The following is a 17,024-nucleotide window of genomic DNA, read 5'->3' as shown; positions in this document are numbered from 1 at the left end:
TTAACTCCAGAGCTTTTCCAGTTCGTAGAGCTTGCGGCTCTCTTCCTGCATAACATGAACAATGATTTCACCCAGATCGACAACGACCCAGTCAGCGGCGGCGCGGCCATCTACGCTAAACGGGCGCAGACCTGCCAGACGAGCTTCCTGCACAACGTGTTCCGCAATTGAAACCACGTGACGGGTCGAAGTACCGGTGCAGATAACCATGCAGTCGGTGATGCTGGATTTGCCCTGGACGTCGATAGCAACAATGTCCTGGCCTTTCAGATCGTCGATTTTATCAATGACGAAGTCTTGGAGTGCTTTACCTTGCAAAAGGTTCCCCCTTGGGATTGAGTTCGTGTTGGGCTGATGCCCCAAAAAATTAGCGGCGCAGTATAGCATGCGGATTTGGGTTCCGATATAAACCCTCGCGCGCGATAAATTCACTGACCGACGGTGGTAGCAGGTCGGCATCAGGGTGGCCCTGATGAAGGCGATCGCGGATCTCGGTTGCAGAGATTGAAACCAGTGGCGTTTCAGCAAGAAAAACTTTACCGGCAGGCTGCTGGTGCAGTTCTTCAGGCCGTTGGGCCAGATGCTTCTCAAGCCACTGCTGCTGTTCCGGCGTGGTCATTTCCCTGCTGTACCCCGGACGCTGGCACACCAGCAGGTGACACAGCGACAGAAGATCCTGCCAGCGATGCCACTTGTGCAGGGTGAGCAGCGAATCCTGACCGATAATAAATGCCAGTGGCTGCTTCACTCCGCGTTCCTGGCGAAGCTCGTCCAGCGTATCAACCGTGAACGAGGGCGTATTGCGCTGCATTTCCCGCAGATCGAGATCGAACAACGGATTGTCCGCAATCGCCAGCCTGACCATTTCGATCCGCTGTGTCGGAGAGGCTTCCGGCTGTGGGCGATGGGGTGGCACGTTGTTCGGCAGCAGCGTCACGGTATGCAAACCGGCCAGCGCCGCCAGGGCTTCAACGGGTTTCAGATGTCCGTAGTGAATCGGGTCAAACGTGCCGCCATAAAGGGCATGAAGCTCTGTTTTATCAGACATCGCAGAAGCTCGCCGGGAAGGCCGGATGGCAAAGGAGCAGTGCCAGCATTTCCAGTTCTGACCATACGGACTGGCCGTAATCCTGTTTGAGCGTCAGTTCAATACGCGCCAGCAGATGAATGCCCTGGGTCAGGGTTGCTGATGACAGCCGTTGTAGCGCCTCGCTGAACAGCGTTCTGCGGTTTTGCCACACGCGATGCTGATCGAACAGCGTGCGCATCGGTGTGTGGGCCATCTGGCGCTTAAGCGTGGCCAGCAGCAGCAGATCGCGCTGCAGGGTGCGCAGCAGGATCACCGGTTCGCTATCTTCATTGCGCATCTGGCGCAAAATATGAAGTGCGCGCTTACTTTTTCCGGCCAGCAGAGCGTCAACCCAGTGGTAAGGGGTGAAATGTGCCGAGTCGCTGACCGCCTGCTCAACCCGAGGCAGCGTCAGTTTCCCGTCCGGCCAGAGCAACGACAGCCGTTCAAGCGCCTGCGAGAGCGCCAGCAGATTTCCTTCATAGCAGTAACACAGCAGCTGGCTGGCGGCATCGTCTAACGTCAGCTGCATTTTTTTCGCCCGTGCACTGACCCAGCGAGGCAGCTGTGCCTGCTCCGGTGTCTGGCAGGGGATAGTGGCACCCTGGCTGCTCAACGCCTTATACCAGGCACTGTTTTCCTGCGCTTTGGTCAGTTTAGCCGCGCGAAGGATCAGCAGGATATCGCTGTGCAGCAAACCAGAGAGGGTGAGTAGCTGCTCGTTCATCGCTGCGTTAGGGCCATTTTCCGGCAGGATCAGTAACAGCGTCTGACGGGAAGAAAACAGGCTGAGTTCCTGACAGAGTGCGAAAATTGACTGCCAGTCGGTGCTGGCATCCAGTGTGGCACTATGATGTTCGGTAAAGCCCTGCAGCTGGGCGGCATCACGGATAGCATCCTGTGATTCCTGCAGCAGCAGCGGCTCATTACCGCTTAATAAGTAGCAGGCGCGCAGCCCCTCACGGAGCTGCGCGCCTAGCTGTTCAGGGTAAATCCTGATCATCGGGTGTAGGAATCGTCCGACACTGTATTGTCAGAGTGCAGGTGATCGACTGAAGATGGCGTACGATCCAGCGTATTGATCGATGAATCGTTCTCTGCCGCATGCACCGTCAGCAGTTTACGAACCAGCTGCTGTGATGCCTGAGTACGCATTTCACTAATGATAATCTGCTGTTCAGAATCTTTTGCCAGTGCGGCCAGCGGGTTATCAAAGAATGAACGATAAACAGTGGTGCTGATCGGGTAGATGCCTTTATTCGGCACCAGTACCTGAGCGCTGACGACCATCATCATTGAGTATTCAGCCGTTTTACCATCCTGGAAGATCGACGCGGTATCGCGATTGATACGCTCGCCCTGAAGACGTAACGATGGCACATCGGTATTTTTATCCGTGCTATCCAGAATCTTCACATCATTCAGGCGCAGCTGTTCACGCACCGAACGAGCCAGCGGACCATAAGGATCGGACGAATCCAACACCAGCGTTTTCATCTCGGCAGGTACAGAGGTCGTACCGCGAAGATGGTAGCCACAACCGGCGGTGATCAACACCGCCAGGCCAACAAGCAGAGAGACTATCGGATGTCGCACAATTCCTCCTGACATCAACCCACAACCAGGTTAAGCAGTTTACCCGGCACGTAAATAACTTTACGAATGGTAACGCCGTCGAGATATTTCGCCACCAGATGCTCCTGTGCCGCGCGAGCCTGCACCTGCTCCTGAGTCGCGTCTGCTGCAACGGTAACTTTACCGCGAACTTTACCATTAACCTGAACAACCACCAGCAGCGAGTCTTCAACCATCGCTGATTCATCAGCCTGCGGCCATGGTGCATTATCCACTTCGCCTTCACCGCCCAGCGCCTGCCACAGCACGAAGCTGGCGTGCGGGGTAAACGGATACAGCATACGGACAACGGCCTGCAGTGCTTCCTGCATCAGCGCGCGGTCCTGAGCGGTTTCCTGCGGCGCACGGAGCAGTTTGTTCATCAGTTCCATAATCGCAGCGATAGCGGTGTTGAAGGTCTGACGACGGCCAATATCATCGCTGACTTTGCTGATGGTTTTGTGCAGATCGCGGCGCAGCGATTTCTGCTCGTCGTTCAGTGAAGCGATATCCAGCGCTTCGGTTGCGCCTTTTTCACTGTGCTCAAAGGCCAGTTTCCACACGCGCTTGAGGAAGCGGTTCGCCCCTTCAACGCCGGATTCCTGCCATTCCAGAGTCATATCTGCCGGAGAAGCAAACATCATGAACAGACGAACGGTGTCCGCACCGTAGCGCTCAACCATCACCTGCGGGTCGATGCCGTTGTTTTTCGACTTCGACATTTTGCTCATGCCCGCGTAAATCAGCTCATGACCAGCGGCATCGGATGCTTTGGTGATACGGCCTTTCTCGTCACGCTCAACGTCCACATCAACCGGAGAGACCCAGTTACGTTCGCCGTTGTTACCGGTGTAGTAGAACGCATCGGCCAGTACCATCCCCTGGCACAGCAGGCGTTTAGCCGGTTCGTCGGACGTCACCAGGCCTGCATCGCGCAGCAGTTTGTGGAAGAAGCGGAAATAGAGCAGGTGCATGATTGCGTGCTCAATCCCACCGACATACTGATCGACCGGCAGCCAGTAGTTAGCCGCAGCCGGGTCCAGCATGCCTTTATCATAGTCCGGGCAGGTGTAGCGCGCGTAGTACCAGGATGACTCCATAAAGGTGTCAAACGTATCGGTTTCACGCAGCGCAGGCTGGCCGTTAACCGTGGTTTTAGCCCACTCAGGATCGGCTTTAATCGGGCTGGTAATGCCATCCATCACCACGTCTTCCGGCAGGATAACCGGCAGCTGATCTTCCGGGGTTGGCATCACGGTGCCGTCTTCCAGCGTCACCATTGGAATTGGTGCACCCCAGTAACGCTGACGGGAAACGCCCCAGTCGCGCAGACGGTAGTTGACTTTACGCTCGCCGACGCCTTTCTCAGCCAGCTTATTGGCAATCGCGTTAAAACCGTCTTCAAACGACAGGCCGTCAAACTCACCGGAGTTGAACAGCGTACCTTTTTCGGTCATTGCCGAAGCGCTCAGGTCCGGCGCCGTGCCGTCTGCGGCCAGAATAACCGGCTTAACGGTCAGACCGTATTTGGTAGCAAATTCCCAGTCGCGCTGGTCGTGGCCAGGCACGGCCATCACTGCACCTGTGCCGTACTCCATCAGTACAAAGTTAGCGACCCATACAGGAACCTGCTCGCCGGTCAGCGGGTGTACCGCAAAGCGGCCGGTGGCCATGCCTTTTTTCTCCATGGTGGCCATATCCGCTTCGGCAACCTTGGTATTCCGGCATTCAGCAATGAAGTCAGCCAGCGCCGGGTTCGATGCGGCTGCGGCAGCAGCCAGCGGATGACCTGCGGCCACGGCCAGGTAGGTCACACCCATGAAGGTATCCGGGCGGGTGGTATAAACGCTGAGTTTTTCTTCGCTATCCGCAACGTTGAACTCGATTTCCACCCCTTCAGAGCGGCCAATCCAGTTACGCTGCATGGTTTTAACCTGCTCAGGCCAGCTTTCCAGCGTGTCGAGGTCGTTCAGCAGTTCGTCAGCGTAGGCGGTGATTTTCACAAACCACTGCGGGATCTCTTTACGCTCAACTTTGGTGTCACAGCGCCAGCAGCAGCCGTCGATCACCTGCTCGTTCGCCAGCACGGTCAGATCGTTCGGGCACCAGTTCACCGCGGAAGTCTTTTTATAGACCAGGCCTTTTTCGTACAGTTTGGTGAAGAACCACTGTTCCCAGCGATAGTACTCAGGCTGACAGGTCGCCAGTTCGCGGCTCCAGTCGTAGCCAAAGCCGAGCAGCTTCAGCTGATTCTTCATGTAATCGATATTGGAGTAGGTCCACGGAGCCGGAGCGGTATTGTTTTTTACCGCTGCGCCTTCCGCAGGCAGACCGAATGCATCCCAGCCGATAGGCTGCAGCACGTTTTTACCCAGCATGCGCTGGTAGCGAGAAATCACATCCCCGATGGTGTAGTTTCGCACGTGGCCCATATGTAGGCGGCCAGAAGGATAGGGTAGCATTGAGAGGCAGTAATACTTCTCTTTACCTTCCTCTTCGGTCACTTTGAACGTTTGCTTCTCATCCCAGTGTTTCTGGACGTGGGATTCTATCTCTTCCGGGCGGTATTGCTCTTGCATGGCTGCCAGTGGTCCTTTTTGAATAGCGCTAAGCTTATTTCTGATTTCATTTAAGATCCGCATAGCATAGCTGATCCCCCCCCAACGCAACAACAGTAAGCGAGCGGCGAGGCGGCATTTCTCTTTAAGCTGGAAGCGCTGCGGCAAATTTGTGCAATGAAAAGCCGTATTTTTTGTACAGGAACTAGAATGATAGGGAAATGCTTTCGTTATCAATAAGGAGAGTCCATGAACAAGGTTGCTCAGTACTATCGCGAGTTTATTTCATCCTTAACGAAGCGCCTGGAGCAGGGCGAGCGCGACATTGATGCGCTGGTAGAAAGCGCACGGCAGCGGATGAATAACCGTGGCGAACTGACCCGCAGCGAAATTGATGACGTTACGCGAGCGGTTCGCCGCGATCTGGAAGAGTTCGCGCGCAGCTATGCTGAAAACGAACAGGAACTCGGCGACAGCGTGTTTATGCGCGTCATTCGCCAGAGCCTGTGGAAAGAACTGGCCGATATTACCGATAAAAGCCAGCTTGAGTGGCGTGAAGTGTTTCAGGATCTGAATCATCACGGTGTGTATCAAAGCGGTGAAGTGGTGGGGTTGGGAAATCTGGTATGTGAGAAATGCCAGTATACTCGCGCCATCTATACGCCGGAGGTATTAACCCGCTGCTCAGAGTGTGGGCACGATCAGTTTCAGCGTCAGCCGTTTGAACCGTAGGCTGCGAGGCTGAAAAGGGTGAAATCGGTATCCGGATAAAGTGAAAGTATCATTCTCCGGATACCGTTTTTTCAGCTATGAAAAGCCCGCCTTAATGCAGGATTTTCGCCAGGAACTCTTTTGCGCGCTCCGACTGCGGGTTGTTGAAGAAGTCATCCTTCGGTGAATCTTCCACAATTTTACCTTCGTCCATAAAGATCACCCGGTTAGCCACTTTACGGGCAAAGCCCATTTCGTGCGTCACCACCATCATGGTCATTCCTTCATTCGCCAGCTCAACCATCACATCCAGCACTTCGTTGATCATTTCCGGGTCCAGCGCTGAGGTGGGTTCATCAAACAGCATGGCGATCGGGTCCATGCACAGCGCGCGCGCAATGGCCACGCGCTGCTGCTGGCCGCCGGAAAGCTGCCCCGGGAACTTGTTTGCGTGTGCTCCCAGCCCGACGCGTTCCAACAGCTTAAGCCCTTTCTGACGCGCCTCATCTTTATTGCGCTTAAGAACTTTCACCTGGGCCAGAGTCAGGTTTTCAACGATGGAAAGGTGGGGAAACAGTTCAAAGTGTTGGAACACCATGCCAACACGTGAGCGTAATTGCGCAAGATTGGTGCGCTTATCGTTTACCGCCGTACCGTTGACTTCAATCACCCCCTGCTGGATGGGTTCCAGACCGTTGACGGTTTTTATCAGCGTGGATTTACCGGAACCGGAAGGGCCACAGACCACGACCACTTCACCTTTCGTCACTTCCGTTGAGCAGTCGGTCAGCACCTGAAATTGACCATACCACTTAGAAACATTTTTCAGGGTAATCATTTAAACAGTCCTTTTTTTCTTTAAATAGCTGACCAACAGCGAAGCACTGAGGCTGATAACAAAATAAACCGCGCCGGCAAACAGCACCATCTCAATTTCCGTACCGTTGTTGATTCCGATGGTATCGGCTGTACGGAAGAAATCGGCGAGGCTCAGAACGTAAACCAGTGAGGTGTCCTGGAACAAAACGATACCCTGGGTGAGCAGCAGCGGCACCATCGCGCGAAACGCCTGCGGCAGTATGATCAGCTGCATTGACTGCCACTTGGTCATCCCCAACGCCAGCGCGGCGTTGCCCTGACCTCGAGCAATACTCAGTATCCCGGCGCGGATAATTTCGGAGTAGTATGCGGCTTCAAACAGCGAGAAAGCCACCATGGCTGAAATCAGGCGGATATCCGTTTTGGGCGACAGCCCCAGTACTTGCTGAAGGAAGCTCGGCACCACCAGATAGAACCACAGCAGTACCATCACCAGTGGCACTGAGCGGAAAAGGTTGACGTACAGGCGGGCAAACCAGCTGACAACGGTAATCGACGACAGCCGCATAACCGCCAGCAGGGTGCCCCAGATGATGCCGAAGATTACCGCCGTAATCGTGATTTTCAGGGTAACAACCATACCGTTCCACAGGAACGGCAGGTTGGGCACGATGGTGCTCCAGTCAAATTCGTACATTATTTTCCTCCCGTATTGCCGGGCAGGCGCACTTTACGTTCAACCAGGCTCATCAGCAGCATAATCACCGCATTGATGGCGATATAGGCCAGCGTAATAGCCGTAAAGGATTCATAGGCGTGCGCGGAGTAATCCAGCAGTTTGCCCGCCTGCGCCGCCATATCCACCAGACCAATGGTTGAAGCGATCGCCGAGTTTTTCACCAGGTTCAGCATTTCAGAGGTCATTGGCGGCACGATAACGCGATAGGCATTAGGCAGCAGGACGTAACGGTAGGTTTGTGGCAGCGTCAGCCCCATCGCCAGACCGGCGTTTTTCTGCCCGGACGGCAGAGACTGAATGGCGGCACGGACCTGCTCGCACACGCGCGCGGCGGTAAACAGCCCCAGGCAGAGTACCGAACAGGTGAAGAACTGAATATTCGGGTCCAGCTCTGATTTAAACCACATGCCGATGCTTTCGGGCAGCAGCTCCGGGATAACCAGATACCAGATAAAGAACTGGACGATCAGCGGTACGTTGCGGAAAAGCTCAACGTAGCAGGTGCCCAGCGTAGACAGCCATCGGTTAGGAACGGTGCGCAAAATGCCAAACAGCGATCCAACCAGCAGAGCGATAATCCAGGCGCAGACTGAGACGGCAACGGTGACCTGGAAACCAGACCATAGCCAGCCAAGGTAGGTGGTATTACCGAACGGGGCCTGTTGCAGGAAGATACCCCAGTTCCAATCAATTGACATAAACGACTCCGGTAAAAAAAGGGTAGCGGCTGCTACCCTGAAGATTGATGAGAGGCCCTGATGTACGCTACGGGGAACGACCGCTTAATACCTTAGCCAGGCTGCGTGACTGAGTGCCACATCAGCCTGGCCGTGTCTGTCCGGGCCTGTGTTCAACAATCGTAGGGCAGCAGACTGCCCTTTATTTTCGTTATTAATTCATTGCCTTGTCGTTAGGAGACTTGAACAGCGCTTTCATATCGTCAGACAGATCGAAGTCCATGGTCATGTTTTTTGGTGGGATTGGCTGTTTAAACCATTTATCAAACCATTTTGCCGCTTCGCCGGACGTCTGTGCCTGCGCGATGGTGTCATCCATCAGCTTCTTAAATTCGCCATCGCCCTTACGCAGCATACAGCCGTAGGCTTCGTGTGACTGCGGCGTGCCGAGGATTTCCCAGTTAGACGGTTTCTTCGCTTTTGCGCGTTCACCGGCCAGCAGTGCGTCATCCATCATAAAGGCCACCGCGCGGCCGCTTTCCAGGGTACGGAAGGAGTCGCCGTGGTCTTTCGCGCTGATAATGCGCATTTCCATTTTCTGCTCATCATTCAGCTTGTTCAGCAGAATTTCAGACGTTGTACCGGAAGTCACTACAACGCTTTTCCCTTTCAGGTCAGCGAAGTCTTTAATCGGGCCACCTTTTTTCACCAGCAGGCGGGTGCCCACAACGAAGATGCTGTCAGAGAACGCGGCCTGTTTCTGGCGTTCCAGGTTGTTGGTGGTGGAACCGCACTCGAAATCGTAGGTGCCGTTTTGCAGCAGCGGGATGCGGTTCTGTGACGTGATTGGCAGCAGTTTAACCTGCAGGTCAGGCTTGTTGAGTTTCTTTTTGATAGCTTCAACGATGGCGTCGGAATAGGCCTGAGAATAACCCACCACTTTTTGCTGATTGTCGTAGTAGGAGAACGGGACGGATGATTCACGGTGGCCCACAACGATGACGCCGTTTTTAGCAATTTTTTCCAGGGTCTGTGTTTGCGCATCGGCGGCCTGTGGTGCAGCGTCTTCTGCATGTGCAATACCGGAGGCAAAACCTGCCAGTGCAAGGCAAAGCCCCAGTTTCCGTAATTTCATGTTCCAACTCCTTTGCAGTTGTGGCGTTAATTTAACTACGCCGACGTGATGTTGTGTGTATTTCCAGCTGTTTATCTGTTTTATGTACAGCGGTTAACGTGGTCTTTCTCAAATAACATAGCCGAATGTTAACGGCAGGATACGAAAAAGTTTCCTTTTTGCGAGTCATGCCGCACCAATCTGGCGCCTGACGGTTCAGCTTGCCTCATGGTGGTGCGCTAAATGCCCTGTTTTGGTGCGCTCGGCGTTTCATCGTGACTTTATTTAGGGCGACACACGTTTTCACGGAAATATTTTGCAATCATCGTGCCAACGGCGGTTTTTTAACAAAAGTGCAGCATAAACGGCGAGCAGGATGATGCATGCGATCGAGAGGGCTACGGCCAGCCAGAAAGTGGAAGGCAGATCGTTGGTGAAGAGGATAGATGCGTTAGAAGAACAAAATGTGAAAGTCGCAGAGGTGGAAAGTAGAAGTGGTTAAGGCAAAAAAGATCTGGCGAGGGAAAATGTCGCGAAGGTAGCAGTGGGAGAGTAATGTGAGTAAGGCAGAAAATATGGAGCCAGCGTTAAAGACTGGCTCCGTAAGATTTAACGCTGAGACCCGCGCGAGCGCCAGCAGCACAGCCCACCCACCGCTGCGAAGAGCAGCGTGATAAACCACACGCCCCAGTTACCGATACGCGCGTAGGGCGTCAGGCCTGTAGTCGGCGTGACTTTTGCGGAGAGTACCTCGGCAGTGAACTGAGGGATAATCTGGCTGATATCCCCTTTGGCGTCCACGATAGCCGTTACGCCATTATTGGTGCTGCGCAGCAGAGGACGACCCAGCTCCAGCGCGCGCATCTGCGCCATTTGCAGGTGTTGCCAGGGACCTATTGAATGACCAAACCAGGCATCGTTAGAGATAGTCAGCAGGAAGTTAGTATCCGGCTGGAAGTTATCCCGCACCTGCTGACCCAGTACGATTTCGTAGCAAATCGCGGCGGTCAGATTAAAGCCTGCCACTTTGAGCTGCGGCTGAATGTAGCTGCCACGGCTGAAAGAGGACATCGGCAGATCGAAGAACGGCGCGAGCGGACGCAGCAGCGATTCCAGCGGAACGAATTCACCGAAAGGCACCAGATGATTTTTCTGGTAGCGGTTGCCGCTGAAGTAGTTGTAAGGCTCTGGACCACCCAGCACGATAATCGAGTTGTAATCGTGGTAACGATTATTCTCCAGCCGCGAGTCAACAATCCCGGTAATCAGGCTGCTGCCGCCGTTGCGAAGCTGCTCATCAACTTCTTTCAGGAACGGCTGCTGGCGCGTTTCCAGATCGGGAATGGCTGACTCCGGCCAGATAATTATCGGTGCTTTACCAACGTATGGACGGCTGAGCGCGGTATAGGTTTTTAACGTATTAACCAGCTGGTTAGGGTCCCATTTCATCGATTGTGCGATGTTGCCCTGCACCAGCGCCACGTCAACGGTGCGTTCCGGCAGCGGCTGGAACCAGTTGATCAGGCGCATTGGCCACGGCAGTAAAAGCAGGGCAAGAGCGATGATACCCGCACTCAGGCGCCGCTGATTGGCGGAGAAGACCAGCAGGCCCGCTATTACCATCAGCAGGAAAGTGATGCCCTCCACACCGAGCAGCGGTGCCAGTCCTTTTAAAGGGCCGTTAATCTGGCTGTAGCCGAACTGCAGCCACGGGAAACCGGTTAAGATCCAGCCGCGTAAAAACTCCGTTACCTGCCAGAGCACCGGTGCTGCCAGCACCAGGCGTAGCAGCGTGGTTTTTGGGAACAGGCGGTTTAGCAGGGTGGTAAACAGCATCGGATACAGCGACAAGTAGGCCGCCAGCAGAACCACAAGGAAGATATTCACCGGCCCTGGCATACCGCCAAAGGTGGCGATACTGACATAGACCCAGTTAATACCGCTGCCGAACAGGCCGAAGCCCCATGCGAAGCCAATTGCGCAGGCCTGCCGCGTTGTGCGGTTTAGCGTCAGCGCCTGGAGCCCGATTAAAGAAACAAGGGCGGCAGGCCAGAAATCATAGGGCGAGAAAGAAAGGGTGCCAGCGGCACCCGTTAACAGCGCGAGCAGCAGGCGAACCCGCTGGCGCTGACAAATTGAGGCAATTGCCATAAGGTAATTACTCTTCCAGAGTGGGCTGTGGCGAGTTTTCCGGAACCCTGACATGGACCTGGATGATACGGCGGCTGTCGGCCATGGCGACTTTAAACTGGTAGCCGTCGATTTCGATGCTCTCTCCGCGTGCCGGGAGGTGGCCGAAGCCCTGCATCACCAGTCCACCAATGGTATCCACCTCTTCATCGCTGAAGTGGGTGCCGAATACCTCATTAAAGTCTTCAATCGGGGCTAGCGCACGCACGGTATAGGTATGACGGCTCAGCTGACGGATATCACGATCTTCCTCATCGTCATATTCATCTTCAATTTCACCGACGATCAATTCAAGAATATCTTCGATGGTCACCAGACCGGAAACGCCACCAAACTCATCGATGACGATCGCCATGTGGTAGCGCTGCGAGCGGAACTCTTTTAGCATGCGGTCAACACGCTTGCTCTCCGGTACCACAACGGCCTGGCGCAGAACTTTTTCTATACTGAACGGCTCGGAACTGCTGCTCATAAACGGCAGCAGGTCTTTCGCCATCAGGATGCCTTCAACATGGTCCTTGTCTTCACTGATCACCGGGAAGCGCGAGTGGGCAGAGTCAATGATCACCGCCAGGCACTCTTCCAGCGTTTGATTACGCTTGAGCGTGATCATCTGCGAGCGGGGGATCATAATATCGCGTACACGCTGTTCGGCGATATCCATCACCCCTTCCAGCATATCCCGGGTATCCGGATCGATCAGCTCGTTCTGCTCGGAATCACGGATTAGCTCAAGCAGGTCATCACGGTTTTTAGGCTCACCGTGGAAAAGCTGGTTGAGGATCAGGCTAAAAAATCCCTTTTTACTACTGGGACTGTCGTTATTCTGTGAATGGTCATCGCTCATGGCGTTTTTGAGTTAGTCTCTCTGTTAAGGGATCGGCTGCCCCCGCAGGGGCAAGGCGTACAGCAAGCTGGATACGCCAGTACTTATTCTTTCTCCGAAATGTACGGATCGGGATAGCCAAGAGCAAGCATTATCTCGGTCTCCAGCGATTCCATCTCTTCGGCTTCGTCATCTTCGATGTGATCATAACCTAATAAATGCAGGCTACCGTGGATCACCATGTGCGCCCAGTGCGCCTCCAGCGCTTTTTCCTGCTCCAGCGCTTCCTGTTCTACAACCTGACGGCAGATAATCAGATCGCCCAGCAGGGGCAGCTCTATCCCCGGCGGTGCTTCAAACGGGAAAGAGAGCACGTTGGTAGGCTTGTCCTTGCCGCGATAGGTATGGTTTAACTCATGGCTTTCGGCTTCATCCACCACGCGAATGGTGACTTCACTTTCCGGCTGAAACTGCGGCAGCACCGCTTCCAGCCAGCGGCGGAAATCGGCTTCCGGTGGAAGTCCCTGTTCACTTTCACAGGCTAACTGCAGGTCAAGAATGACTGTACTCATTTGGGCTCCTGTGAAGCAGCCTGCTGCAGGGCAAGCGCTTCACGTTTACGTTCTTCTGCCAGGGCATCGCGCCGTTTTTGATCGGCACTTTCCCAGGCTTCATAGGCAATGACAATTCGGGCAACGACCGGGTGGCGCACTACGTCTTCACTGTGGAAGAAGTTGAAGCTCAGTTCCGGTACGTCAGATAACACTTCGATCGCGTGGCGCAGGCCGGATTTCAGGTTACGCGGCAGATCGATCTGGGTGACGTCACCGGTAATCACCGCTCTTGAGTTGAAGCCAATACGTGTCAGGAACATCTTCATCTGTTCGATGGTGGTGTTCTGGCTTTCGTCCAGAATGATAAACGCGTCATTCAGGGTACGCCCGCGCATATAGGCCAGCGGGGCCACTTCGATTACGTTGCGCTCAATCAGTTTCTCTACGCGCTCAAAGCCCAGCATCTCAAACAGGGCGTCATACAGTGGACGCAGATAAGGATCGACCTTCTGGCTGAGATCGCCGGGCAGGAAGCCCAGCTTCTCGCCAGCTTCCACTGCCGGGCGGGTCAGCATAATGCGGCGGATTTCCTGGCGCTCCAGAGCGTCTACCGCAGCGGCCACCGCCAGGTAGGTTTTACCTGTACCTGCAGGTCCGATACCAAAAGTCACATCGTGGTCGAGAATATTGGCAATGTACTGCGCCTGATTGGGCGTACGTGGCTTAATGACGCCGCGCTTGGTCTTAATGTGAATCGCTTTACCAAAGTCAGGCACGCTCTCAGCGGTTTGCTCCAGTACCCGGCTCTCTTTAATTGCCAGGTGAATCTGTTCCGGATCGATATCCGGGATATGGCCACGCACGGGGGCGGTATCCACGTAAAGATCGCGCAGGATGTCCACGGCGGCATTAACGCAGAGCGCACGGCCTACCAGTTTAAACGCATTATCCCGGCGGTTTATTTCAATCCCAAGACGGCGCTCCAGCTGCTTAATGTTGTCGTCGAACGGACCACAGAGGCTCAACAGCCGGGTGTTATCGGCCGGTTCTAAAGTCATTTCACGTGTTTCAATATTCAAACTAATCCTTTGGGTCACTCAGGGCCAGGTTGAGAAAATGGGCTTCACCGACTTAAGCGCCAGTGCCATAAGGGAATTATTTATGGCGAGGCGCAAAGGTGCAAGCGTCTCAAGCGATATTTGGGCTGAGATTTCAGAAACCAACCGTTGTTGCATGAAATAATGCGGCGAACTGGAAGCCTCGCCGCATTTAAAAGGCGGGATCAGGGCTGGAATGACCCTACGCCCAGCTCGTTTTCTTTACGGGTACGAGCAATCACCGAGGCAGGGGATTCAATACTGCGCAGGCCCATCTGTTCTTCGCTGCGCACCAGCACGCCGCGCAGTGAGTTGGTGTAAACATCCACGATTTCGACATCAACGAATTTGCCGATATGTTCAGGTGTACCTTCAAAGTTGACCACGCGATTATTTTCCGTGCGGCCTGAAAGCTCCATCACATTCTTACGCGAGGTGCCTTCGACCAAAATTCGCTGGACGGTACCGAGCATGCGGCGGCTCCACGCCATCGCCTGCTGGTTAATGCGGTCCTGCAAAATATACAGGCGCTGCTTCTTCTCTTCTTCTGACACATCGTCAGGGAGGTCGGCGGCAGGCGTACCGGGGCGCGCGGAATAGATAAAGCTGAAGCTAACGTCGAAGTTGATATCGCCAACCAGCTTCATCGTCTGCTCAAAATCGGCCTGCGTTTCACCAGGGAAGCCGATGATAAAGTCGGAGCTCATCTGAATATCGGGTCGTGCGGCCAACAGCTTACGGATAATTGCCTTATATTCCAGCGCGGTATGCGAACGCTTCATCAGTGTGAGTATGCGGTCGGCACCGCTTTGTACCGGCAGATGCAGGAAGCTGACCAGTTCGGGCGTATCGCGATAGACGTCAATAATGTCGTCAGTAAATTCAATCGGATGGCTGGTGGTGAAACGAATGCGATCAATACCGTCAATGGCGGCGACCAGGCGCAGCAGTTCGGCAAATGTGCAGATTCCACCGTCGTAAGTTTCACCCCGGTAAGCGTTAACGTTTTGCCCCAACAGGTTGACTTCACGCACGCCCTGAGCGGCGAGCTGAGCAATTTCAAACAGAATGTCATCCGAAGGTCGGCTGACCTCTTCACCACGCGTATAGGGCACCACGCAGAACGTACAGTACTTATTGCAGCCTTCCATGATAGAAACAAAAGCAGTAGGACCGTCCGCGCGCGGTTCTGGCATGCGGTCGAATTTTTCAATTTCCGGGAAGCTGATATCCACCACCGGGCTTTTGGTGCCGCGAACGGTGTTGATCATTTCCGGCAGGCGATGCAGCGTTTGCGGGCCAAAAACAATATCCACGCAGCTGGCGCGCTGACGAATATGTTCACCCTCCTGCGATGCCACACAGCCACCCACGCCGATAATGACGTCCGGTCGCGCTTCTTTCAGTTTTCGCCAACGGCCAAGCAGATTGAAAACCTTTTCCTGAGCCTTTTCACGAATTGAGCAGGTGTTGAGCAGCAGTACATCAGCGTCTTCCGCTTCTTCGGTCAGCGTATAGCCGTGGGTGCTGTTTAACAGGTCAGCCATTTTGGATGAGTCATACTCATTCATCTGGCAGCCCCAGGTTTTAATATGCAGTTTTTTTGTCATCGACTTGCCATTTGTCATGCAGAAAAGAGTGCAGGGCGCGTATCCTATTGTTTCGCGACCAGTGAAACTGAGGTAACGGGGTTAAAATCCGGTACACTTACTAACTATCAGGATAACAGAATTCGCCCGGCGAGGTGTAGCTGTAGAGCATATTTGGCAACGCCGGTGAAGGAAAAACAATGACAGAAAATGAGCAGAAGATAGATGTGGCCATTGTGGGCGGTGGCATGGTTGGCGCCGCGCTGGCCAGTGGTCTGGCACAGCACGGGTTTGAGGTAGCGGTTCTGGAGCAGGAAGCCCCGGTGGAATTTGATCCGGCCAGTCCTCCCGATGTGCGTATCTCAGCTATTGGTGCTGCATCCGTCGCTTTACTCAAACAGCTTGATGTCTGGCCAGCGGTTACCGCAATGCGCTGTGTGCCCTATCGTCGGCTGGAAACCTGGGAGTGGCAGACGGCTCAGGTGTCCTTTGATGCCGCCTCGCTTGGACTGCCGGAACTCGGCTATATGGTGGAGAACAGCGTGCTGCAGCGGGCGCTGTGGCAGCGCTTGCAACAGCAGCCCGTGCGGATAATCTGCCCCACGCGGTTGCAGAGTTTACAACCGGTCAACGGTGGCTGGCAGCTAACGCTGGACGGCGGCCAGCGGCTGAATACCCGTCTGGTGATCGGTGCTGACGGGGCCAATTCTCAGGTGCGCCAGATGGCTGGTATTGGTATTCGCGGCTGGAATTATGCTCAGTCCTGTATGTTAATCAGCGTGCGCTGTGAGCATGATGCGGGAGATACCACCTGGCAGCAGTTTACTCCGCAGGGGCCACGTGCATTTCTGCCGTTGTTTGATAACTGGGCATCACTGGTCTGGTATGACAGCCCGGCGCGCATTCGCCAGCTACAGGCGATGCCGATCCCTCAGCTGCAAAAAGAAATTGCTGCACATTTCCCGGCGCGGTTAGGCAAAGTGACTGCCGTAGCGGCCGGATCGTTCCCGCTGGTGCGCCGCCATGCCATTGATTACGTCAAGCCCGGCCTTGCACTGGTGGGGGATGCGGCGCACACCATTAATCCGCTGGCAGGGCAGGGTGTAAATCTTGGCTATCGCGACGTGGACGCGTTGATTAACGTGCTGAGTGAATCACGTTTGCGTGCTGAAGACTGGGCTTCTGAAGCGGTTCTGCTGCGCTATCAGCGTCAGCGCCAGAAAGATAATCAGCTGATGCAGAGCGGCATGGATCTGTTCTATTTCGCCTTCAGCAACCAGCTGGGCCCGTTGAAGCTTGTGCGTAATCTGGGATTGATGGCGGCACAGCATTCCGGCGGGCTGAAGCGACAGGCGTTGCGGTACGCGCTGGGACTGTAGTTTTACTCCGGGTAGGTTAACCGCCTGCCCGTTAATCCATAGCGCGGTCTGTTTTAAGAGTGCTGTATGCGACTGGAATTTCATGATC

16 protein-coding genes are annotated in these 17,024 nt (G+C 54.4%); 2 read left to right on the top strand and 14 right to left on the bottom strand.

All coding sequences use genetic code 11. The features are described from left to right. Genes rsfS through leuS form a run of 5 tightly spaced genes read right to left on the bottom strand, consistent with a single transcriptional unit; the run spans position 1 to position 5,262 of the window. Positions 1 to 318, bottom strand: coding sequence for a ribosome silencing factor (rsfS, locus tag JOE09_RS07875; RefSeq protein ID WP_105591035.1), 318 nt, complete (start codon positions 316 to 318; stop codon positions 1 to 3). Between the two features lie 49 nt (positions 319 to 367). Continuing rightward, the gene (nadD, locus tag JOE09_RS07870) at positions 368 to 1,048 is read right to left on the bottom strand and encodes a nicotinate-nucleotide adenylyltransferase (RefSeq protein ID WP_205065372.1); all 681 of its coding nucleotides are present in this window, start codon (positions 1,046 to 1,048) and stop codon (positions 368 to 370) included. Next, positions 1,041 to 2,072, bottom strand: a complete 1,032-nt coding sequence (gene holA, locus JOE09_RS07865; RefSeq protein WP_200547367.1) for a DNA polymerase III subunit delta — start codon at positions 2,070 to 2,072, stop codon at positions 1,041 to 1,043. Before holA ends, nadD begins: the two co-directional genes overlap by 8 nt. Next, on the bottom strand, positions 2,069 to 2,665 hold the full coding sequence (gene lptE / locus JOE09_RS07860) for an LPS assembly lipoprotein LptE (protein WP_205065371.1): 597 nt from the start codon (positions 2,663 to 2,665) through the stop codon (positions 2,069 to 2,071). The genes holA and lptE overlap by 4 nt, the downstream gene beginning before the upstream one ends. A 14-nt stretch (positions 2,666 to 2,679) precedes the next feature. Further along, positions 2,680 to 5,262: a leucine--tRNA ligase gene (leuS, locus tag JOE09_RS07855; RefSeq protein WP_205065370.1), complete on the bottom strand. Its 2,583-nt coding sequence runs from the start codon at positions 5,260 to 5,262 to the stop codon at positions 2,680 to 2,682. 228 nt (positions 5,263 to 5,490) lie between these two features. On the opposite strand from leuS, the gene JOE09_RS07850 reads away from it, so the two are divergent. Further along, complete coding sequence (locus JOE09_RS07850) at positions 5,491 to 5,973, top strand: zinc ribbon-containing protein (RefSeq protein ID WP_105591040.1); 483 nt, start codon at positions 5,491 to 5,493, stop codon at positions 5,971 to 5,973. A gap of 91 nt (positions 5,974 to 6,064) precedes the next feature. Here the strand turns inward: JOE09_RS07850 and JOE09_RS07845 are convergent, their stop codons facing one another. From JOE09_RS07845 to miaB, 9 genes are all read right to left on the bottom strand, one after another. Then, the gene (locus JOE09_RS07845) at positions 6,065 to 6,790 is read right to left on the bottom strand and encodes an amino acid ABC transporter ATP-binding protein (RefSeq protein WP_105591041.1); all 726 of its coding nucleotides are present in this window, start codon (positions 6,788 to 6,790) and stop codon (positions 6,065 to 6,067) included. Then, a complete protein-coding gene (gltK, locus tag JOE09_RS07840; protein WP_200547370.1) occupies positions 6,791 to 7,468 on the bottom strand; it encodes a glutamate/aspartate ABC transporter permease GltK in 678 nt (225 codons plus the stop codon). Continuing rightward, a complete protein-coding gene (locus JOE09_RS07835) occupies positions 7,468 to 8,208 on the bottom strand; it encodes an amino acid ABC transporter permease (protein WP_123336620.1) in 741 nt (246 codons plus the stop codon). Before JOE09_RS07835 ends, gltK begins: the two co-directional genes overlap by 1 nt. Positions 8,209 to 8,401: 193 nt before the next feature. Next, positions 8,402 to 9,322 (bottom strand): amino acid ABC transporter substrate-binding protein, encoded by a 921-nt coding sequence (locus JOE09_RS07830; RefSeq protein ID WP_205065369.1) that lies wholly within the window; start codon positions 9,320 to 9,322, stop codon positions 8,402 to 8,404. Between the two features lie 588 nt (positions 9,323 to 9,910). Then, positions 9,911 to 11,452, bottom strand: a complete 1,542-nt coding sequence (lnt, locus tag JOE09_RS07825; RefSeq protein WP_205065368.1) for an apolipoprotein N-acyltransferase — start codon at positions 11,450 to 11,452, stop codon at positions 9,911 to 9,913. Between the two features lie 7 nt (positions 11,453 to 11,459). Beyond that, a complete protein-coding gene (gene corC, locus JOE09_RS07820; RefSeq protein ID WP_105591046.1) occupies positions 11,460 to 12,338 on the bottom strand; it encodes a CNNM family magnesium/cobalt transport protein CorC in 879 nt (292 codons plus the stop codon). An 83-nt stretch (positions 12,339 to 12,421) separates the two neighbouring features. Further along, the gene (gene ybeY, locus JOE09_RS07815; RefSeq protein WP_200547372.1) at positions 12,422 to 12,889 is read right to left on the bottom strand and encodes an rRNA maturation RNase YbeY; all 468 of its coding nucleotides are present in this window, start codon (positions 12,887 to 12,889) and stop codon (positions 12,422 to 12,424) included. Further along, a complete protein-coding gene (locus JOE09_RS07810) occupies positions 12,886 to 13,950 on the bottom strand; it encodes a PhoH family protein (protein ID WP_205065367.1) in 1,065 nt (354 codons plus the stop codon). Before JOE09_RS07810 ends, ybeY begins: the two co-directional genes overlap by 4 nt. A gap of 203 nt (positions 13,951 to 14,153) precedes the next feature. Continuing rightward, positions 14,154 to 15,578 carry a tRNA (N6-isopentenyl adenosine(37)-C2)-methylthiotransferase MiaB gene (gene miaB, locus JOE09_RS07805; RefSeq protein ID WP_200547373.1) on the bottom strand — a complete coding sequence of 475 codons (1,425 nt, stop codon included), beginning with the start codon at positions 15,576 to 15,578 and terminating at the stop codon, positions 14,154 to 14,156. Positions 15,579 to 15,757: 179 nt separating this feature from the next. Here miaB and ubiF point away from each other — a divergent pair, with 179 nt between their 5' ends. Next, positions 15,758 to 16,936, top strand: coding sequence for a 3-demethoxyubiquinol 3-hydroxylase (gene ubiF, locus JOE09_RS07800; RefSeq protein ID WP_200547374.1), 1,179 nt, complete (start codon positions 15,758 to 15,760; stop codon positions 16,934 to 16,936). The last annotated feature ends 88 nt before the right edge of the window (positions 16,937 to 17,024 follow it).

This window comes from Pantoea coffeiphila, from assembly GCF_016909495.1.
Classification (GTDB): Bacteria; Pseudomonadota; Gammaproteobacteria; order Enterobacterales; family Enterobacteriaceae; genus Erwinia; species Erwinia coffeiphila.
The sequence above is the reverse complement of the archived record's forward strand: the minus strand, read 5'-3'. Positions and strand labels throughout refer to the sequence as shown.